This is a genomic window from Rhodanobacter sp. AS-Z3, assembly GCF_029224025.1.
In the GTDB taxonomy this organism is placed as follows: domain Bacteria; phylum Pseudomonadota; class Gammaproteobacteria; order Xanthomonadales; family Rhodanobacteraceae; genus Rhodanobacter.
Genome location: NZ_CP119392.1, coordinates 3,784,246 through 3,804,766 on the forward strand (window position 1 = coordinate 3,784,246; position 20,521 = coordinate 3,804,766).

14 protein-coding genes are annotated in these 20,521 nt (G+C 63.7%); 12 read left to right on the forward strand and 2 right to left on the reverse strand.

Features of this window, described 5'->3' with window-relative positions; all coding sequences use genetic code 11:
* The first annotated feature begins 87 nt into the window (after positions 1 to 87).
* The 11 genes from fusA (at position 88) to PY254_RS16980 (ending at position 17,399) form a co-directional block, all read left to right on the forward strand.
* A complete protein-coding gene (fusA, locus tag PY254_RS16930) occupies positions 88 to 2,217 on the forward strand; it encodes an elongation factor G (protein WP_281013225.1) in 2,130 nt (709 codons plus the stop codon).
* 423 nt (positions 2,218 to 2,640) lie between these two features.
* Positions 2,641 to 3,693, forward strand: a complete 1,053-nt coding sequence (locus PY254_RS16935; RefSeq protein ID WP_281013226.1) for a DMT family transporter — start codon at positions 2,641 to 2,643, stop codon at positions 3,691 to 3,693.
* A 51-nt stretch (positions 3,694 to 3,744) separates the two neighbouring features.
* On the forward strand, positions 3,745 to 4,137 hold the full coding sequence (locus PY254_RS16940) for a hypothetical protein (protein ID WP_281013227.1): 393 nt from the start codon (positions 3,745 to 3,747) through the stop codon (positions 4,135 to 4,137).
* A 66-nt stretch (positions 4,138 to 4,203) separates the two neighbouring features.
* A complete protein-coding gene (locus PY254_RS16945) occupies positions 4,204 to 5,448 on the forward strand; it encodes a TolC family protein (RefSeq protein WP_281013228.1) in 1,245 nt (414 codons plus the stop codon).
* Positions 5,445 to 6,692, forward strand: a complete 1,248-nt coding sequence (locus PY254_RS16950) for an efflux RND transporter periplasmic adaptor subunit (protein WP_281013229.1) — start codon at positions 5,445 to 5,447, stop codon at positions 6,690 to 6,692. The genes PY254_RS16945 and PY254_RS16950 overlap by 4 nt, the downstream gene beginning before the upstream one ends.
* An 11-nt stretch (positions 6,693 to 6,703) precedes the next feature.
* Positions 6,704 to 9,871 (forward strand): efflux RND transporter permease subunit, encoded by a 3,168-nt coding sequence (locus PY254_RS16955; protein ID WP_281013230.1) that lies wholly within the window; start codon positions 6,704 to 6,706, stop codon positions 9,869 to 9,871.
* Between the two features lie 645 nt (positions 9,872 to 10,516).
* Positions 10,517 to 12,394 carry a potassium transporter Kup gene (locus tag PY254_RS16960; protein WP_281013231.1) on the forward strand — a complete coding sequence of 626 codons (1,878 nt, stop codon included), beginning with the start codon at positions 10,517 to 10,519 and terminating at the stop codon, positions 12,392 to 12,394.
* Positions 12,395 to 12,448: 54 nt separating this feature from the next.
* A complete protein-coding gene (locus tag PY254_RS16965; RefSeq protein WP_281013233.1) occupies positions 12,449 to 13,894 on the forward strand; it encodes a sensor histidine kinase in 1,446 nt (481 codons plus the stop codon).
* Complete coding sequence (locus tag PY254_RS16970) at positions 13,891 to 14,613, forward strand: response regulator (RefSeq protein ID WP_281013234.1); 723 nt, start codon at positions 13,891 to 13,893, stop codon at positions 14,611 to 14,613. Before PY254_RS16965 ends, PY254_RS16970 begins: the two co-directional genes overlap by 4 nt.
* A gap of 359 nt (positions 14,614 to 14,972) precedes the next feature.
* A complete protein-coding gene (locus tag PY254_RS16975; RefSeq protein WP_281013235.1) occupies positions 14,973 to 15,869 on the forward strand; it encodes a class I SAM-dependent methyltransferase in 897 nt (298 codons plus the stop codon).
* Positions 15,870 to 16,010: 141 nt separating this feature from the next.
* A complete protein-coding gene (locus PY254_RS16980; RefSeq protein WP_281013236.1) occupies positions 16,011 to 17,399 on the forward strand; it encodes a M20/M25/M40 family metallo-hydrolase in 1,389 nt (462 codons plus the stop codon).
* A 121-nt stretch (positions 17,400 to 17,520) separates the two neighbouring features.
* Here the strand turns inward: PY254_RS16980 and PY254_RS16985 are convergent, their stop codons facing one another.
* Both PY254_RS16985 and PY254_RS16990 read right to left on the reverse strand, forming a co-directional pair.
* A complete protein-coding gene (locus tag PY254_RS16985) occupies positions 17,521 to 18,054 on the reverse strand; it encodes a hypothetical protein (protein ID WP_281013237.1) in 534 nt (177 codons plus the stop codon).
* A 174-nt stretch (positions 18,055 to 18,228) separates the two neighbouring features.
* Positions 18,229 to 18,795: a manganese efflux pump MntP gene (locus PY254_RS16990; RefSeq protein ID WP_281013238.1), complete on the reverse strand. Its 567-nt coding sequence runs from the start codon at positions 18,793 to 18,795 to the stop codon at positions 18,229 to 18,231.
* Between the two features lie 118 nt (positions 18,796 to 18,913).
* Between PY254_RS16990 and PY254_RS16995 the strand changes: the two genes are divergently transcribed.
* Positions 18,914 to 20,515 (forward strand): peptide chain release factor 3, encoded by a 1,602-nt coding sequence (locus PY254_RS16995; protein WP_281013239.1) that lies wholly within the window; start codon positions 18,914 to 18,916, stop codon positions 20,513 to 20,515.
* Positions 20,516 to 20,521: the final 6 nt, after the last annotated feature.

Sequence of the window (20,521 nt, forward strand, 5' to 3'; positions counted from 1 at the left end):
ATGTTCCATTGAAAAGCCTTGCAGCAAGCGGCATATGAGCCGTGCGTTCCTGACACATCATCGCGCCATCCTTATGGAGTTCCGCCCGTGGCCCGCAACAAACCCCTGAACCTGTATCGCAACATCGGCATCATCGCGCACATCGACGCGGGCAAGACCACGACCACGGAGCGCGTGCTGTACTACACCGGCAAGAAGCACCAGATCGTCGACGTGCATGACACCAAGGAAGGCAAGGGTTCAACCACCACCGACTACATGGAACAGGAGCGCAAGCGCGGCATCACGATCCAGTCGGCGGCAGTCTCTGCGGTGTGGAAAGGTCACCAGATCAATGTCATCGATACGCCGGGACACGTCGACTTCACCATCGAAGTGAATCGCTCACTGCGCGTACTCGACGGCGCCGTGGTGGTGTTCGATGGCGTTGCCGGCGTGGAGCCGCAAACCGAAACCAACTGGCGGCTGGCTGATCAGTACAAGGTGCCGCGGATCTGCTACGTCAACAAGATGGATCGCATCGGTGCGAATTTCGCACATTGCGTGAAGGGCATCCGCGAGCGCCTCGGCGCCAACGCACTGCTGTGCCAGGTGCCGCTGGGCAGCAGCGACGAGTTCGTCGGCATGGCCGACCTGGTCGCTGGCGTGGGCTACATCTGGGCCTCCGACGACAAGGACAGCGTGTGGGAAAGCGTGCCGCTGGACCAGCTGAAGGATCGCCTCAAGTTCGACTCGAACGCCGACAACGACTGGGTAGCCAACCTGCCCAAGCTACGCTCCGACTTGCTGGAAAGCGCGCTGGCGCTGGACGACGACGCGTTCGAACGGCTGCTCAACACCGGCGAGTTTGATCCGGAACTGCTCAAGCACTGCATCCGTCGCGGCACCGTCACCGGCGAACTGGTGCCCGTGCTGTGTGGCTCGTCGTACAAGAACAAGGGCGTGCAGCAGTTGCTGGATGCGGTAGTCGATTACCTGCCCTACCCGGGCGAGAACGGCGGCATCGCGATGGTCGACGAAGACGGCAACGTCATCGGCGAGCAGGCGGTGACCGACGACGCGCCCGCGCGCGCGCTGGCGTTCAAGGTGATCAACGACCAGTTCGGCACGTTGACCTTCTGCCGCGTCTATTCCGGCGTGATCAAGAAAGGCGACACCTTGCAGAACGTCACCCGCGGCAAGAAAGAACGCGTGGGCCGCATCGTCGAAGTGCAGGCCGATGACACCAAGGAAATCGACGAGGTGCGCGCCGGTGACATCTGCGCCTTCGTCTCGATGAAGGACACCGAGACCGGCGACTCGCTGAGCGACCCGGCGCACCCGGCGCTGCTCGAGCGCATGCGCTTCCCCGATCCGGTGATCAGCGTGTCGGTCGAGCCGAAGAGCCGCAACGACGTCGACAAGCTGTCCACCGCGCTCTACAAGATGGTCAAGGCCGACCCGTCGCTGCGCATGGAAGTGGACCAGGAAACCGGCCAGACCGTGCTCAAGGGCATGGGTGAGCTGCATCTGGAAATCACCATCGACCGCATGCGCACCGAGCTCGGTGTGGAAGCGAACATGGGCAAGCCCAAGGTCAGCTTCCGCGAAGCGTTCGGCCAGACGGTCGAACATGTCTATACCCACAAGAAGCAATCCGGTGGCTCGGGCCAGTTCGCCGAGGTCAAGATGATCTTCACTCCGGGCGAGCCAGGCAGCGGCGTGGTGTTCTCCGACGAAGTGGTCGGTGGCCGCGTACCACGCGAATACATACCAGCGGTGGAGCACGCGGTGAAGGTCGAGTCGCGTCAGGGCCAGGTGGCCGGCTACGAAGTGGTCGATTTCAAGGCCAGCCTGGTCGATGGCAAATACCATGACGTCGACTCCTCCGCCCTGGCGTTCGAAATTGCCAGCCGCCAGTGTTTCCGCGAAGCCATGAAGCTCAGCAAGCCGAAGCTGCTGGAGCCGATCATGAGTCTGGAAGTGGTCACCGAAGCGGCCTACCTCGGCGACGTGATCGGCGACATCAACCGCCGTCGCGGCACCATCACCGATCAAGGCCAGAAAGGCACCTCGGCGTTCGTGCAGGGCTTCGTGCCGCTGTCGGAAATGTTCGGCTATATCAACTTCCTGCGCTCCGCCACCAGCGGCCGTGGCAACTTCTCGATGATCTTCGATCACTACCAGGAAGTGCCCGCCAGCATGGTCGAGAAGCTGATGGAGAAAGAGTCGAAATAAGTCGTCATGTCGCTCTGACACGACGCTTGCCTCAGCCTCGTACACGAAAGCCCGGGATGTATTTCCGGGCTTTCGCGTTGGTGTCCACCGCTGCAGATGACCGGCGGCCGCGTAACGGCTGCCAACCGGATGGGGCAAACCGACACACCATTGAAGCCGATGGCAGCAAGCAACCCACCCACTCCAGCGAAGCGCCTTCGTCGACCCATGACTGCGGGCGACCAACGGCCTGAAAAAACTGCGAGGGCAAGACGAGCACGAGCGATGGTGCTCTGCATCGGTGTGTCGAAAACAGACCCGTAGCCAGGTAGCACGCGCGCTCACGGCTGCGCGACACACACGGCTACCGGTACGGTTTTTTCAATGTTGGGCAAAGCCAGTGAAAGGGATGGCAGCTTGCACCATCCACGCTAGACTTTGGGCATGCCCCGCCCCTCCTTCTCACCGGCCATTGCCGCCGCCATCGCTGCCGCGCTGTTGTTTGGCGCCAGTACGCCGATTGCCAAACAGTTGCTGCTCGACACGTCGCCGGTTTTGCTGGCCGGCTTGCTGTATCTGGGCAGCGGTGTCGGCCTGGGCCTGATCCGCACCGCGCGAGATCGTGGCTGGCAGGCGCCGGCGATGACCGCGAAAGAGTGGTTGTGGCTGCTGCTGGCGATCGGCTTCGGCGGCGTACTCGGGCCAGTAGCTTTGCTGCTAGGTCTGACGCTGACCTCGGCCGCATCCGCATCGCTGTTGCTTAACCTGGAAGCGGTACTGACCGCCCTGCTGGCATGGCTGGTCTTTCGTGAAAACGCCGACCGCCGCATTGTGCTGGGCATGGCGCTGATTGTCGCCGGCGCGGTGGTCTTGGTCGTACCCGGCACGACGCATGGCGCAAGCATGGGTTGGGGCGCCGTACTGGTCGCCGGTGCCTGCCTTTGCTGGGCACTGGACAACAACTTCACCCGCAAGGTCTCAGCGTCGGACGCGTTGTTCATCGCCGGCTTGAAGGGGCTGGTGGCAGGGGTCGTCAACGTGGCAATCGCGCTGATGCTCGGCGCACGCTGGCCCGCCCTGCCGTTTGTCGGCATCGCCATGACGGTCGGCCTGTTGGGCTATGGCATCAGTCTGGTGCTGTTCGTGCTGGCGCTGCGGGGCTTGGGTTCGGCACGCACGGGCGCGTATTTCTCGACCGCCCCGTTCATGGGCGCAGCTATCGCGATCCTTGCGTTCGGCGATCACGCCTCACCCATGTTCTGGCTGGCGACCGCATTGATGGGCGCAGGCGTATGGCTGCACCTGACCGAACGCCATGAGCACCTGCATACCCATGCACCGATGACGCATAGCCACCGCCACGTGCACGACGAGCACCACCAGCACGCGCATGATGGCGACGGCAGCGAACCGCATACGCACGAGCACACCCACACGCCGTTGACGCATAGCCATCCGCACTATCCAGACATCCACCACCAGCACGACCACCCTTGATGCCCGTTCGCAATATTGCGTTTCCGGCTTGAGTTGGGCAGTCTCCCCCGCATGCCTTTTCTGCGTATCCTCCGCCACCAGCAACAGCGCCACGGCGCAGTCATGCGTTGGGCCATGGCGTGGGTGCTGCTGAGCGTCATTGCGGCGGGGATGCCGCGATGGATCGTGCATGCCCACACGGCAGAGCACGCCGCCCTTTCGGTGGTGGCGTTTGACGCTCACACGCTGGATATTCAGGATAGTGATGCCAGCGACGCTACGGAGCCCACCCCGGGCAGCACGCATCTGCACGGCCATTTCATCGGCACATTTTCTTCCCTGCTGCCATCGGCGTTGATGAGTGTTGCGGTAAACGTGCTGCGATCACAGCGCTGCCCGCCGGGACAAATTTCCTCGCCCTGCGAGGTCCACCTCGCCACGCTGCACCGTCCTCCCATCGCCTGAACCAACGTTTTCAACGGCCGTATCGCGGTCGGTAATCGTTGCTTCATGGTTCGATGGGAGAATTGCGTGCCTTCTTTACGCTGTATCGGTTTCCTGCTGCTGGCAGGAAGCTTTGCAACGCCCGTGGCCTATGGCCAGGCGTTATCACTGTCGCAGGCGGTACAACGCAGCCTGACGACGAATGCCGCCCTGCGTGCGGCCAATCAAACGATTATCGGCACCGAGCGTCGCGCTGAGCTGACCGGCCTGGCGCCGGCGTGGACGGTCGGCGCCGACATCGAGAATGCCGGCGGTACCGGGCCGTATGCAGGCCTGCAGGGCAGCGAGACCACGCTGCGACTCGGGCGTGTGATTGAGCTGGGCGGCAAGCTTGATGCGCGTCGAGCGGTCGGCGCTGCCGAGGTTGCTCGATCCCGGCTGGGGCTCGACCAGACGCGCCTGACGCTGGCCACCGAAACGACCATGCGCTTTGTCGAAGTGCTGGCCGACCAGGCGCGGATCGAGGTCGCCGCCCGGGACCTGGCGCTGGCACGCGAACTGACCGCCACGGTGGCTCACTGGGTCACCGTCGGCCGCAGCCCCGAGTCGGATCTGGCGCTGATGCAGATCCGGCAGGAACAGGCGGACATCGAAGTCGAACATGCCGAGCATGAGCTGGCCGCGGCGCGGGTGTCGCTGGCCGCGCTGTGGGGCGCCGAGGAAGCTGATTTTGCCGCGGCCAGCGGTGACCTGTTTACGCTGCCGGCGGTACCGGCCTTCGAGCAATTCGTCGCCCGGCTGGCGGACAATCCTGCCCAGCGTGCGCTGGTCCTCGATGCGCGTACCTCGCAGGCGCGCGAGCGCTTGGCGTCAGCGATGTCTCGGCCGGATATCACGGCGCACGTCGGCGTTCGGCGTATGGGTATCTCCCATGACACCGCGCTGATTGCCGGGGTCACGATTCCGCTGGGCAGCGCGCGCCGATCTGCGCTCAGCGCGGCGCAGGCCCAGGCGGAAACGAACGCGTTGCAGGCGCAGGCCGAGGCTTCTGCCACGGAGCGGCGTCAACAGTTGTTCACGGTGTATCAAGAGCTGCTGCATGCACGTACGGCGTTCGAAGCGCATCGCGACCGAATGATTCCCAAGGCGGAATCGGCGCTGGCACTCACCCGCAAGGGCTTCGCTGCCGGCCGCTTCAGCTTTGTCTCGCTGGCGCAAGCGCAACGCACCCTGCTTGATCTTCGTACCGCGCAGATCGACGCCGCACTGCGCTATCACACCCTGCTGGCCGAGATTGAACGGATGACGGCCACCACCGGAGTTACCCCATGAAGCCTCTCATCACCCTGCGCACGTTTGGCGTGCTGCTGCTTTTGCTCAGCCTGACCGCGTGCGGCAAGCGCACGTCTGACCCAGCGTCCGCTTCCGAACAGGCGTCCGCAGCCGCCGACTTCGAGCGTGGCCCGCACAATGGTCGCCTGCTGCGCGACGGCGCTTTTGCGCTGGAAGTGACCGTCTACGAGACCGGCGTGCCGCCGCAGTTCCGCCTCTATGCGTATCAGAACGACAGGCCGTTGCCGGCGCAGGCGGTGCAGACTTCTGTAGAAGTCACGCGGCTGGACGGTGAGGTCAATCGCTTTGCATTTCGTGCCGAGAAAGACGCACTGATCGCCACCAGCAGCGTGGTCGAACCGCACTCGTTCGACGTCACCGTCAGCGCCACCCACGCCGGCAAAACGCATCATTGGACTTACGCCTCGTACGAAGGTCGGGTGGTGATTCCCGCGGCCACGGCAACCGCTTCGGGCATCAAAGTCGCCAAGGCCGGGCCGGCCACGATCCGCGACACGCTGCCGCTGATGGGACAAGTGGCGATGGATCGCAGCCGCTTTGCACAGGTGCGCGCGCGCTTCCCCGGCATCGTGCGCAGCGTGCCGGTGAACCTCGGCGATCACGTCAAACGCGGGCAGACGCTGGCGACGGTCGAGGGCAACGACAGCATGCGCGCGTACGCGGTCGCGTCACCGCTGGATGGTGTCGTACTCGCGCGAAACACCCATGCCGGCGATGTCGCGGGAGATACGCCGTTGTTCGAAATCGCCGATCTCTCCTCGGTCTGGGTGGAGCTGCATGCCGTTGGCAGCGCCGCCGATCGCCTGAAACCCGGGCAACCGGTGCGGGTGCGTTCGGCCTCGGGCGGTGAAGCCGTGCAGACCACGATCGATGCGCTGGTTCCGGTGAGCAACGCGGGGCTGAGTGTGGTGGCGCGGGCGCGTCTGGCCAACCCCAACGCAGCGTGGCGACCGGGCATGCCGGTGGTCGGCGAAGTGACGGTGGCCGAGCGGCGGGTGCCGCTGGCGGTGGCGATTTCCGGCCTGCAGCGCTTTCGCGACTTCCCCGTGGTGTTTGCCCAGGTCGGCGAAACCTACGAGGTGCGCATGCTGGAGTTGGGCGCGCGCGATGGCCAGTCGGTGGAAGTGCTCGATGGGCTCAAACCCGGCACGACTTACGTGACCGAGCAAAGCTTCCTGATCCGCGCGGACATCGAAAAGTCCGGCGCCAGCCACGACCACTAGAGGACAACGCCATGCTCGAACGACTGGTTCGCGCCGCGATTGCCCATCGCGGTCTGGTACTGATTCTGGCCTTCGCGCTGGGGGCGCTGGGCATCTGGAACTACGGCCGGCTACCGATTGATGCGGTGCCTGACATCACCAATGTGCAGGTGCAGGTCAACATCGAGGCCGCCGGCTACTCGCCGCTCGAAGCGGAGCAGCGCCTGAGTTATCCGGTGGAAACCGCGCTGGCGGGGCTGCCTCGGCTGGAGTCCACCCGCTCGATCGCGCGCTACGGCCTGTCGCAAGTGACCGCCGTGTTCGAAGACGGCACCGACATTTATTTCGCCCGCCAGCAGGTCTCCGAACGACTCAAGGAAGCCGGCAGTCAGTTGCCCACAGGCATCCAACCCGCGTTGGGCCCGGTGGCGACCGGGCTGGGCGAAATCTTCATGTACACGGTCGAGGCCAAGTCGGACGCGCGCCGCGCCGATGGCCAGCCGTGGTCGCCGACCGACCTGCGCTCGCTGCAGGATTGGGTGATCCGGCCGCAGTTGCGCAATCTCGCTGGGGTCACCGAGGTGAACACGGTGGGCGGCTATGTGCGCCAATTCCACGTCACCCCCGACACCACCAAACTGGCCGCTTATCACCTGACGCTCAGCGATGTTCAGGCGGCGATCGAGCGCAACAACGCCAATATCGGCGCCGGTTACATCGAGCGTTTTGGCGAGCAATACCTGATTCGCGTGCCGGGTCAGATCACCGGCATGGAAGGCTTGCGCAACACCGTGATCGCGCGTCGTGAAGGCGTCACCCTGCGCGTGCAGGACGTGGCCACGGTGGCCGAAGGTTCGGAACTTCGCACCGGCGCCGCCACCGAGAACGGCCAGGAAGCGGTACTCGGCACCGTCTTCATGCTGATCGGTGAAAACAGTCGCGTGGTGGCCCAGCGCGTCGGCACCAAGCTGGCGGAGATCAACAAGCAGTTGCCGAAGGGTGTCATGGCGCGAACGGTCTACGATCGCACGCAACTGGTGGATCGGGCGATCGACACGGTGCAAAAGAACCTGGTCGAAGGTGCGCTGCTGGTGATCGCGGTGCTGTTTCTGCTACTGGGAAATCTGCGCGCCGCGTTGATTACGGCAGCCGTGATTCCGTTGACCATGCTGATGACGATCACCGGCATGGTGAACCGGAATATCTCCGGCAACCTGATGAGCCTGGGTGCGCTGGACTTCGGCTTGATCGTGGACGGGGCGGTGATCATCGTGGAGAACTGCCTGCGTCGACTTGGCGAAGCGCAGCATCGCCTTGGCCGCCTGCTCAATCGCAAGGAACGCTTCGACCTCACCGCCAGCGCCACGGCCGAGGTGATCAAGCCGAGCCTGTTCGGCATGCTGATCATCGCGGTGGTGTACGTGCCAATCTTCAGCCTGTCGGGGGTGGAGGGAAAGATGTTTCATCCGATGGCCTTCACCGTGGTGATCGCCTTGGGTGCGGCGATGGTGCTGTCGCTGACCTTCGTGCCAGCAGCGGTCGCGCTGTTCGTCACCGGCCGGGTGGCCGAGGAGGAAAACCGCGTCATGCGCGGGCTGCGGCGTGTCTACTCGCCGCTGCTGAGCCGGGTCATGGCGTGGCGGGTGGCAGTAGTAGTTGCCGCAGCCATTCTGGTGGTGGCGGCGGGGCTGCTGGTGCCGCGCCTGGGCAGCGAGTTCATTCCCGACCTCGACGAAGGCGACATCGCGCTACACGCGCTGCGCATTCCCGGTACCAGCCTGACGCAGGCCATCGGCATGCAGCAGCACCTGGAAGCGCGCATCAAGCAGTTTCCCGAGGTTGAACGGGTGTTCGCCAAGATTGGTACCGCCGAGGTGGCAACCGATCCGATGCCGCCCTCGGTCGCCGACACCTTCATCATGATGAAGGAGCGCAAGGACTGGCCGGATCCACGCAAGCCCAAGGCGGAGCTGATCCGCGAATTGGACACCGCGGTGCGCGCCATCCCGGGCAACAACTATGAGTTCACGCAGCCGGTGCAGATGCGCATGAACGAGCTGATCGCCGGCGTGCGCGCCGAGGTGGCGATCAAGGTGTTCGGCGATGACATGGAGCAACTGAATACGCTGGGCGAGCAGGTCGAGCGCATCACCGAAAGGATTGCCGGTGCGGCCGACGTCAAACTCGAACAAACCACCGGACTGCCGATGTTGACCATCGAAGGCGATCGCGAGGCGCTGGCGCGATACGGCTTGTCGATGGCCGACCTGCAGGACACCGTGGGCATCGCCATGGGCGGACGAGCGGCCGGCAGGATATTCGAGGGCGATCGACGCATCGATATCGTGGTGCGCCTGCCCGAGACGCAGCGCACCGACCTGGAAGGCCTGACCGCGCTGCCGATCCCGTTGCCCACACCCGCCATGGCCACGGGCGAGCGAACCACGGCGCCACCGTCGACCGTTCCGTTGGGCGAGGTCGCGCACATCGCGGTGGCACCGGGCCCCAACCAGATCAGCCGTGAAAGCGGCAAGCGGCGGGTGGTGATCACCGCCAACGTGCGCGGTCGTGACCTGGGCTCATTCGTGCAGGATGTACAGAGCGCCGTTGCGGCGGAAGTGACGCTGCCTGAAGGCTACTGGGTCGACTATGGCGGCACCTTCCAGCAACTGATTTCCGCCAGTCAGCGTCTGCAAATCGTGGTGCCGGTGGCGCTGCTGGCGATCCTCGGACTGCTGTTTCTGGCGTTTGGCTCGGGCAAGGACGCGCTGGTGGTCTTCAGCGGCGTGCCGTTGGCGTTGACCGGAGGCGTGGCCGCACTGTGGCTGCGCGATATTCCGCTGTCGATTACCGCCGGCGTGGGCTTCATCGCGCTGTCCGGCGTGGCGGTACTCAACGGCGTGGTGCTGGTGTCCTTCATCCGTCAGCTGCGCGACGAAGGTCGCGAGCTGGATCAGGCGATCGTCGAAGGCGCGCTGACCCGGCTGCGGCCGGTGCTGATGACGGCACTGGTTGCCTCGCTCGGCTTCATCCCGATGGCGCTGAACGTGGGCACCGGCGCCGAAGTACAGCGGCCGCTGGCGACCGTGGTGATCGGCGGCATCCTCTCGTCGACCTTGCTCACGCTGCTGGTGCTGCCGGCGCTCTACCGACTGGCTCACCGTTCGTCGGCGCGCAGGCGAGGAGTGGCGCGGCAATAACGAAGTTCGCACCGTGTCGGCAGGCCAGTGACGGCTGCCGACACGACGTTTGCAGCGACGGTACATCGCCGGCAGCAAAATCCCGGACGTAAAAACCTCAAGCTCGTGCAGGCCGTCGCAGGCTGGCTGGACGTTGAAGGCTTCAACGTCCGGTAGGGAGAGAGTCGCGTGATGCGGTGATCGGGAGCCCTTGGCGCCGCGCTCGGTCAGTCGACTCTATCGGTCATCGTTACTGGCCAGTCTGCTCGGCTCAGGTCGCAAAGACCTCAGGCACGAATCCGAAAACGGTCCGCGTGCTGGCGACCCTGAAACGATGCTGCGACGGTGGCGGAAAGGGCTGGCGTTTGCCGCCACTTGGTGCCTGGGCGTCATGGCGGCAACGCGGGGCTGGTCCAGGACCACTCGGTCGACCGCCACGCGACGGCGACACCCTACCCGATGGCAGCACTGGCACATTTTTTTACGACAATTTTATGCCGCGCCGCCATGCTGCTACGCCGCCATTACGGCGTGATACCCAGAATGCGCAGCTGATTCATTCCCGGTATGCGCCATGTTCTTCAACACACCCTTCTCCGGCGCAGTCGCGCTGGCGATGCACCTTGCCATGTCGGCGGGCGCATCCACCATCTCAGGCCTGCCGCGATGAATACGGACAGGCCATCACCACGACTGGCGGCGCTGGCACTCGGTGCCGTGGGCGTGGTCTACGGCGACATCGGTACCAGCCCGCTGTATACGCTCAAGGAAGTGTTCGGTGAGCACGGCGTGCCGGCGACGCCAGCCAATGTGCTGGGTGCGCTGAGCCTGGTGTTCTGGTCGCTGATCATCGTGGTGTCGATCAAATACGTGCTTTTCATCATGCGGGCGGACAACCGCGGCGAAGGCGGCATCATGGCCTTGCTGGCGCTGGCCCAGCGCAGCGCGCGCAAGGCGCCGCACCTGCGCATGAGCCTGATCGTGCTTGGCCTGTTTGGCGCGGCGCTGTTTTATGGTGACGGGGTGATCACACCGGCCATGTCGGTGCTGTCGGCGGTGGAGGGCTTGAAGGTGGCCACACCTGCGCTTGAGCGCTGGGTGGTGCCGATCACGATCGGCGTGGTCATCGCACTGTTCTGGCTGCAGAAACACGGCACGCAACGCATCGGCGCGGTATTCGGCCCGGTCTGCGTGATCTGGTTTCTCGGCATCGCCGGACTGGGTGTGCTGGGTATCGCACGTCACCCGGAAGTCCTGTGGGCGCTCAGCCCCAGCTATGGCGTCAACTTCTTCCTGCGCAATCGCGCCGAAGCGTTCTTTGCGCTGGGCGCGGTGGTGCTCGCCGTTACCGGCACCGAGGCGCTGTATGCGGACATGGGGCACTTCGGCAAGCGGCCGATTCAGCTGGCGTGGTTCAATTTCGTGTTGCCGGCGCTGGTGCTGAACTACTTCGGTCAGGGTGCGCTGATTCTGCACGATCCCGCTGCCGTGGCCAACCCGTTCTATCACCTGGTGCCACGCGTCATGCTCTACCCGATGATCGCACTGGCTACGGCCGCTGCAGTGATCGCATCGCAGGCGGTGATCTCCGGCGCGTTCTCGATGACTCGCGAAGCGATGCAACTGGGCTACATGCCGCGCATGCGGGTGGAGCACACGTCACACGACGTGGCCGGGCAGATCTACGTGCCGTGGATCAACTGGTTGCTGTTGATCCTGATTCTGGGGGCGGTGCTCGGCTTCCGCTCGTCGGACAACCTTGGCGCGGCGTATGGCATCGCCGTCACCGGCACGATGGTGAGCACCACCTTGCTCGCGCTGGTGGTGGCGCGTTACCAGTGGGGCTGGCGCTTGCCCGCCGTAATTGCCACCGGTGCCTGCCTGCTCACCGTGGACCTCGCCTTCTTCAGCGCCAACCTGATCAAGGTGGAACACGGCGGCTGGTTTCCGCTGGCGCTGGGCTTGTGCGTGTTCGTGGTGATGACCACCTGGCGCCGCGGGCGCGAACTGGTGGTACGCGAAATCCAGCAAAGCGGGCTGGCGTTGGCACCGTTCATTCGTAACCTGGCGGATTTCCCGCTGGTACGCGTGGCGGGTACGGCGGTTTTCCTTACCGCCAATGCCGACGCGATCCCCAGCTCGCTGCTGCACAACCTCAAGCACAACAAGGTGCTGCACGAACGCAACGTACTGCTGACGGTGGAGACGCTGGACACCCCGCAGGCCGAACCTTCTGAGCGACTGGAGTGGACCGATCTGGGCGAAGGCTTCACCCGGCTGCGCCTGCGCTTCGGTTTCAGCGAGGACCCGAACGTACCGTTGCGGCTGGCGCAATGCGGTGCAGGCGGCCTGCCGTTCGACATGATGGATACCACCTTCTTCCTGTCGCGCGAGACCGTGGTCGCCGGGCGGCATGCCCACGGCATGGCGGCGTGGCGTGACCGTCTGTTCGCCTTCATGGCGCACAATGCGCTGTCCGCGACGGCGTTCTTCCAGATTCCTGGCAATCGACGCATCGAGCTGGGCTCGGAAGTGGAGATATGAAACAAACTGAGCGTTGCCATCTGCCACCAGCCCAACGACCGGAGCCTTCACCGCATGGGTGAGCAGGTACCGTACCGCATGCACGGATCTCCCGTGGCCGACTATCTGTTTGCCACGGCAGTCACGCTGACCGCCTTCGCGGTCGCCTTCATCGCCGACCGCTACCTGTCAATCGCCAACCTGTCACTGATCCTGTTGACCGCGGTTCTCGCAGTCGCGGTACGAAAGCGCATGGCAGTAGCCGTCTATACGGCCGTACTGTGTTTCCTCGGCGACAATTTCTTTTTCACCCGACCCCGGCATACGCTGGCGATTGCCAACGCCGACGACGTGCTGGCGATTGTGCTGTTCCTGATCGTCGCGCTGGTTTGCAGCCGCATGGCGACTCGGCTTTCCAGCCAGGTCGCTTCGCTGCGGATTGCGCAGTTGCGCGCGCGCACGCTGTTGCAGCTGGGCAAACAGCTGGCAGCCGCTGCCGACGCAGCCGCGATTCGCGAGATTGGCGCACTCGCGCTGACCAGAGCGGCCGGCGTAACGGTGTCCATGCGAACGGTCGAACCAGCTTCAGCTGACTCCGCCAGCTCGCTTGAGCCGAGCAGCGATCGCGACGACCAGTGGGTCATCCCGTTGATCATCGGCACCCACGACCACGGCGAGATGGTGTTCGAACGGGCAAGTTCGATCGAACCGGATACCGATCGGCGCGAGCTGGCGCTGGCGATGACCCAGGACATCGCGCTGGCGCTGGAGCGCACCCGGCTGGCGGAGGAACTGGAACAAGCCCGCGTGCAGGGCGAAACCGAACGCCTGCGCAATGCGCTGCTCTCATCCGTCTCGCACGACCTGCGTTCGCCGCTGGCATCGATGATCGGTGCTGCCGACACGCTGGCGATGTATCAGGCACAACTGCCGCACGACGAACAGCAACAACTGCTGCAGGCGATTCTGCACGAGGGGCAGCGGCTGGACCGCTATATCCAGAACCTGCTGGACATGACCCGGCTCGGCCACGGCACCTTGAAGCTGCACCGCGACTGGGTCGATGCCACTGAAGTGGTGGTGGCTGCGACCGACCGGCTGCGCCGCTTCTTCCCCGAGCTGATCCTGCAGACCGAGCTTCCGCACGACACCGTGCTGCTCTACGTGCATCCCGCACTGATCGAGCAAGCACTGTTCAACGTGCTGGAAAACGCCGCCCATTTTTCGCCACCCGACGGAGCCGTGCGAGTCACGGTGAACGTGGTAGGCGAACAACTGCTGATCGAGGTGATTGATCACGGCCCGGGTATTCCGCCGGACGAACGTGCGCGCATCTTCGACATGTTCTACTCGGTCTCGCGCGGCGACCGCGGCAACAAGGGCACCGGGCTGGGCCTGTCGATCTGCCGCGGCATGATTGGCGCCCACGGCGGCAGCGTGGAAGCCTTGCCGGGCGAGGATGGCGGCACCATCATCCGCATCACGTTGCCGTTGCCACCACCACCGGAGACGAGCGCTTGAACAACTCCGCACCACGCGTGCTGGTGATCGACGACGAGATGCAGATTCGTCGCTTCCTCGATATCGGGCTGCGCGCCGAGGGCTACCACGTGCTGCAGGCCGCCAACGCCGCCGAAGGTCTTGCGCTGGCCGCCACGCAATCGCCGGACCTGGTCATCCTCGATCTCGGCCTGCCCGATCGCGAAGGCCACGAAGTACTTGCCGAGCTGCGCCAGTGGAGCACGGTGCCGGTGTTGATGCTGTCCGTGCGCAGCGCCGAGAGCGAAAAGGTGCGCGCGCTGGACAACGGCGCCAATGATTACGTGACCAAGCCGTTCGGCATGCAGGAGCTGATGGCGCGTCTGCGTGCACTGCTGCGCCACCATCCGGTCACCGGTCTCGCCGATGTGCCGCCGCTATACGACGACGGCCATCTGCTGATCGACCTGGTGCGCCGCGAAGTCCGCCTCGATGGGAACGAGGTCGCCCTGACCCGCAAGGAATACGCCGTGCTCGCCTTGCTGCTTCGCCACGCAGGCCGGGTGGTCAGTCAGCAACAACTGCTGCGCGAGGTATGGGGCGCGACGCATGTGCAGGACACGCACTATTTGCGCATCGTGATGGGCCGCTTGCGCCAGAAACTGGCCGACGATCCCGGCGCACCACGCTGGCTGAAGACGGAGCCAGGCGTGGGGTACCGCTTTCTCGATCCCCCGGATGGAAGCGTTTTGCCTGAATGAGGGCATTTCCGGATTGGCTGATCAGAGCTGCTCGCTGCGCCAAAGCTCTCCCGATACAGCGACCATGACAGGAACGCGATATTCAGCGCACGGGTAATGGTCATCTCGCCCGACCGTCATTCCAGCGATCAGCGCCCGGACATCGCCGACTGCGACAGGCAAACGCGCTTGAGCAAGTCGCCGCTTCCGGCGTCCTGCTAGAGCCCACGCTTGGCCACTCGTGGCCGCGCCAACTTCAGCATGAGCGTCGATCATTCCGAGGAAGTCTGCGCCGTCATTTGCCAAGCTGCGGTCAGCTCGTCAAAGTAGCCGCGAACCAAGCTCACGCTTGCGCCTCATCCACATTGAGCAAAGGGCTTATGACGTTGACCCGCCAACATCGACTGTATGCCCTGTGGATGCGCGAGGGCCTCGGCGGCATCGTTCGGCAGCTGTTGCGACGTCCTTCGCTGCGACAGCGTTTTGTTACCCGCTATGCATCCAGAGAGGCTCCAGGCCTGGAGATCGGGCCCAGCTTCAATCCGCTGGCACGCAAGGCCGATGGCTATAACGTCGACATCCTGGATCACGCCGATGCTCCGGCGCTGCGCGCGAAGTACCGGGACGCCGGGGTCAACCTCGGCAACATCGAGGACGTGGACTTTGTGTGGCAAGGCGAACCGCTGTCCGAAACGCTCGGCCGGCGTGGCTGGTATGACTGGATCATTGCCAGTCACGTCATCGAACACACACCGGATCTGGTGGCGTTTCTGGTCGAATGTCAAACCCTGCTAAGCGAAGCAGGCCGGTTGATCCTGGTCGTGCCGGACATGCGCTACTGCTTCGATCACTTCCAGAGTCGGAGCTCCACCGGCGATGTGCTGGACGCCCATCATCAGGGCCGAACCCTGCCCTCACCCGGGCGGGTGTTCGATCATCACGCCAACGCTGTCAGCAAGGGTTGGCAGCGTGTGCTCGCGTGGCATCGCGGCGCACCGGGGCCGCTGCGGCGCATGCACGACATGGAAGGGGTTGTTGGCGCCTGGCGCCATGCTCAGGACGGCAAGGAATACATCGACGTACACAACTGGCACTTCACGCCCGAGAGCTTCCGCCTGGTGATCGACGATTTGCGCGAGCTGGGCCTGCTTGAATTGGGCATCATCGATGGCCCGACAGGCGCGGGCGGCGAGTTCTGCGTGTGTTTGCAGCGCACGGCCGGGAAGCGCCATGACCGGATGGTCAGCTTGCAAGCGATCGCCAAGGCAGCGCGCTGAGCGCTGCCGTTCTCGAACGTCGCCCAGCCCGCAGCCTCTCTTCGACGTTGAAAGAATCTCTCCACACGCGCTAGCGACACTATCCGCGCACGGCAATTCGTGGCTACTCTGAGCGATCCGCCATTGCCTGGGAGAGATCGGATGTCCATGCGTCACGCTGTGCTGGCTAGCTGTCTCGCCCTCGCCATCGGCCATGCACCACCCGCCGCAAGCGAAACCACCGCGCAACTGCTGCCAGAAACCATGGACATGCTGCGTCATGCCATCGCCACGCAAACGGTGGAAGGCCAGGATCAGGTGCCTGCATTCGCGCAATACCTCGCCGACAAGCTTGAATCGGCGGGCTTTGCCAAGTCGGATATCGAGATCATCCCGGTCGGCCACACCGCCGCGCTGGTCGCGCATTACCGCGGCAGCGGCAAGGGCAAACCGATCCTGCTGTCAGCGCATATGGACGTGGTCGCCGCCAACTCGAAAGACTGGACTCGCGACCCGTTCAAGCTGATCGAGGAGAACGGCTATATCTACGGTCGCGGCACCGCCGACATGAAGACCGATGCGATCGCGCTGGTGGCCACCATGATGCGTTTCAAGCGCGAAGGTTTCGTGCCCGGCCATGAAATGATCCTGGTGTTTTCCGGGGACGAAGAAACCGAGATGGCTTCGACCCGCGTGCTGGCCGCACGCTATCACGACGCCGAATTTCTGCTCAACGCGGACGCTGGCGGCGGCACCTATGACGACCAGCTGAAACCGGTGGTCTACGAAATCCAGGCCGCCGAGAAGACCTACGCAGACTTCCTGCTCACCGTCACCTCGCCCGGCGGCCACTCCAGCGAACCGACGCCGGATAACGCGATCTACCGGCTGGCGACGGCACTCGATCATGTGGCGGGCTACGCGTTTCCGGTGCAGCACAGCGATATCACGCTCGCCTCGCTGAAAGCCGTCGGCGAACACAGCAGCGGCCCGCTTGCCCGGGCGATGCTGAAGTTCAGCGCCAACCCGAACGACGCTGGCGCCGCCGCCGTCATCTCCGCCGATCCCGCCTATGTCGGCCAGCTACGCACCACCTGCGTGGCAACCATGCTCGATGGTGGCCACGCGCTCAACGCGCTGCCGCAGCGCGCCACCGCCAACATCAACTGCCGCATCTTCCCCGGCGTCAGCATCGACTCGATCGAGGCCACGCTGACCAAGGTGGTGGCGGACCCGACCGTGAAGATCACCGTGCAGCCGCCCCCGCCGGTGCAAAGCCCGCCCTCACCGCTGCGCGCCGACATCGTCGCCGCCGTCACCGCCACCGTGCACGAGCGCTATCCCGGGGTGGACGTGGTGCCCGGCATGTCCGCCGGCGCATCCGACAGCCTGTACTTCCGCAATGCCGGCGTTCCCAGCTACGGCGTGTCACCCAACTTTGGCAAACCCGGCGACAGCTTCGCGCACGGCCTCAACGAGAAGCTGCTGGCGTCGGAAGTGCCGGCGGCGCTGGATTTCTGGCACAGCTTGCTGACGAAGCTGGCGAAGTAGGTGTACGCGGGGTGAGCCTCTCGATAGATCCACTCGAGCATTCAAGTTGGCCACGACCTTCCAGAAGGAAAGCAACCGATGCAACAGATGAGCCTGACTCATTTGCCAACTGAGGACGCGCTCAACCCTCCTTCTTCGACTGACATGGAAATAATTTCCCACCGTGAACTTTGCTGTATTGAATACGAGCGGGATCGAAGGAATCCAAATTTTGCCATACGGCCTTTATCCCTATGCGAATTGAGGGATCGTAGTACAGCTGCGTCACGCCCCGCCGACCTTCATAGATGAAAGCTACCAGACCACCATATGTCGTACTCATAAGTACACGGTAAGGATTATGCGGCGTAGGGGCCATGAACACTGAATGCACTTCCTTAGTGTGCCAATCATATGGATAGGACTGGTCGCACGCCAACGGAGCAATGATGGCGAACGAGGAACCAAATTTCACACAGCTCATACTGGCGGTAGAACAATTCTTCGCCGGATAGTGTCTTCCTGAGATAGTGACGTCATTCGCAGTGATGACAATTTCATCACCATATCCATTCTTGAAAACATGACCGTCGGCACTCCCGCCTGTCTGACCAGAGCAGCCAAAACTTGCGACAGAGAAGATTGCATAAACTGCAGCGTAGCTGAATCTATTCATGCCACCCTCCAACTCCCATTTGACTCAACCATTCCAAGCGAGCGGAGTTGATTACGTTATCAACCCAAAGGCTCACGATACCTGCTGGCTTTTCACCAGCGGGTTTGCGCGAGCCTAGCCTGACAGGACTTGAGTCACTCGGACTCGGCTGCATTCCCGAACGGCCCATCGCTCTCACACCGACAAATGCTCGTAAAGAATCGCCGCCCCCACGCCAATCAGGATCACCCCGCCGATCATCTCGGCCCGCTTCCCAACCATCGCCCCCAGCGCCCGGCCCAGCATCACCCCCAACGTAACCATGCTGAACGTGCAAAGCCCGATCACGGCGGAAACTACGACAATCGGCGTATCGACGAAGGCCAGACCCACGCCGACCGCCAGTGCGTCGATGCTGGTGGACAGTCCGGTGAGTGCGAGAGCCACGAAGCCGTGCTTCTTCGCCTCGTCGACCGGCTCGTCCGACTCTGGCTTCAGACCGTTCCAGATCATGTGCAGGCCGAGCACCAGCAGCAGGCCGAACGCAATCCAGTGGTCCCAGGCTTCGATGTAACGCGAAGCGCCCTTGCCCAGCAGCCAGCCGACGACTGGCGTGATCGCCTCGATGACGCCGAAAATCAAGCCCACGCGCAGCGCCTGACTCAACCGGGGTCGGGTCATCGCCGCGCCCTTGCCGATCGCTGCAGCGAACGCGTCGGTGGACATGGCGAAGCCGAGCAGCAGGATGGAGATGGGATTCATGCGCTTACCTTTGCGGCCGAGCTGGCGCAACGGGCACAAAGGCTAGCATGGCACCGGAGCGGGCCCCAACCCATTCCACGCTACAATTATCGGTTCGCGTCCCCACTGATTTGCCTTCATGTCCAGCCATCTCCAGGAAACCCGTCGCCGTCGCACTTTCGCCATCGTCAGCCATCCTGACGCGGGCAAGACGACGCTGACCGAAAAGCTGCTGTTGTTTGGTGGTGCGATCCAGATGGCCGGCTCGGTGAAGAGCCGCAAGACGTCGCGCAGTGCCACCTCGGACTGGATGGCGCTGGAAAAGGAGCGCGGCATTTCGGTGACTTCGTCGGTGATGCAGTTCCCGTACGACGGCAAGATCGTCAACCTGCTCGACACGCCGGGACATGCAGACTTCTCCGAGGACACTTATCGCGTGCTGACCGCGGTCGACTCGGCGCTGATGGTGATCGACTGCGCCAAGGGCGTGGAGGAACGCACGATCAAGCTGATGGAAGTCTGCCGGCTGCGCGACACGCCAATCATGACCTTCATCAACAAGCTCGACCGCGAGGGTCGCTCGCCCATCGAACTGCTGGACGAAGTGGAGTCGGTGCTGGGCATCGCCTGCGCCCCGCTGACCTGGCCGATCGGCATGGGCAAGCGACTCAAGGGCGTGTATCACCTGGCGTTGGACGAGGTACACATCTTTGAGGCCGGCAAGAATTTCACGCGGCAGGACTCGACCATCTTCAAGGGTCTCGATGCACCCGGTTTGCTGGAGCGCATTGGCGAGGAAGCCATGCGCGAACTGCGCGAGGAACTGGAGCTGGTGCAGGGCGCCGCGCCGTCGTTCGACATCGACGCCTACCTCGCCGGCAAGCAGACGCCGGTGTTCTTTGGCTCGGCGGTGAACAGCTTTGGCGTGCAGCTGCTGCTGGACTTCTTCGTCAAGCATGCGCCGTCGCCGCAACCGCGCGACACCACCACCCGCGAGATCCAGCCGGAGGAAGAAAAGCTTTCCGGCTTCGTGTTCAAGATCCAGGCCAACATGGACCCGGCGCATCGCGACCGCGTGGCCTTCATGCGCGTCTGCTCGGGTACCTACAACGCTGGCATGAAAATGATGCAGACGCGCACCGGCAAGGAAGTGCGCATCGCCAATGCGCTGACCTTCATGGCCAGCGACCGCGAGATCGTCGAGACGGCTTATCCCGGCGACGTGATCGGCCTGCACAACCACGGCACCATCACCATCGGCGACACCTTCACCGAAGGTGAGTTGGTGCGCTTCACCGGCATTCCGAACTTCGCGCCCGAACTGTTCCGCCGCGCCCGTCTGCGCGATCCGCTGAAGATGAAGGCGCTGCAAAAAGGCCTGGCGCAACTGTCCGAGGAAGGCGCGACGCAGTTCTTCCGTCCGCTGATGTCGAACGACCTGATCCTGGGCGCGGTAGGCGTGCTGCAGTTCGAAGTGGTCGCCTACCGGCTGAAGGACGAATACAACGTGGACGCCAGCTTCGAGCCGGTCACCGTCAGCACCGCGCGCTGGGTGCATTGCGACGACGACAAGAAGATGGACGAGTTCCGCGAGAAGAACGCGATGAACCTGGCCATCGATGGTGCTGGCGAACTGGTCTACATCGCGCCGACCCGGGTCAACCTGCAATTGGCGCAGGAGCGCTGGCCGCAGGTACGTTTTGCCAACACGCGTGAGCATGCGGCTTCGGTCGACGTTTAAGCACGG

Bases quoted from the DNA above. Each gene is read 5' to 3' on its own strand.
- PY254_RS16950 (WP_281013229.1), top strand. From the start codon at position 5,445: ATGAAGCCTCTCATCACCCTGCGCACGTTTGGCGTGCTGCTGCTTTTG.
- PY254_RS16990 (WP_281013238.1), bottom strand. From the start codon at position 18,795: ATGAATCCCATCTCCATCCTGCTGCTCGGCTTCGCCATGTCCACCGAC.
- PY254_RS16960 (WP_281013231.1), top strand. From the start codon at position 10,517: ATGAATACGGACAGGCCATCACCACGACTGGCGGCGCTGGCACTCGGT.
- PY254_RS16995 (WP_281013239.1), top strand. From the start codon at position 18,914: ATGTCCAGCCATCTCCAGGAAACCCGTCGCCGTCGCACTTTCGCCATC.
- PY254_RS16975 (WP_281013235.1), top strand. From the start codon at position 14,973: ATGACGTTGACCCGCCAACATCGACTGTATGCCCTGTGGATGCGCGAG.
- PY254_RS16980 (WP_281013236.1), top strand. From the start codon at position 16,011: ATGTCCATGCGTCACGCTGTGCTGGCTAGCTGTCTCGCCCTCGCCATC.
- PY254_RS16940 (WP_281013227.1), top strand. From the start codon at position 3,745: ATGCCTTTTCTGCGTATCCTCCGCCACCAGCAACAGCGCCACGGCGCA.
- PY254_RS16935 (WP_281013226.1), top strand. From the start codon at position 2,641: ATGCCCCGCCCCTCCTTCTCACCGGCCATTGCCGCCGCCATCGCTGCC.
- PY254_RS16985 (WP_281013237.1), bottom strand. From the start codon at position 18,054: ATGAATAGATTCAGCTACGCTGCAGTTTATGCAATCTTCTCTGTCGCA.
- PY254_RS16955 (WP_281013230.1), top strand. From the start codon at position 6,704: ATGCTCGAACGACTGGTTCGCGCCGCGATTGCCCATCGCGGTCTGGTA.
- PY254_RS16965 (WP_281013233.1), top strand. From the start codon at position 12,449: ATGGGTGAGCAGGTACCGTACCGCATGCACGGATCTCCCGTGGCCGAC.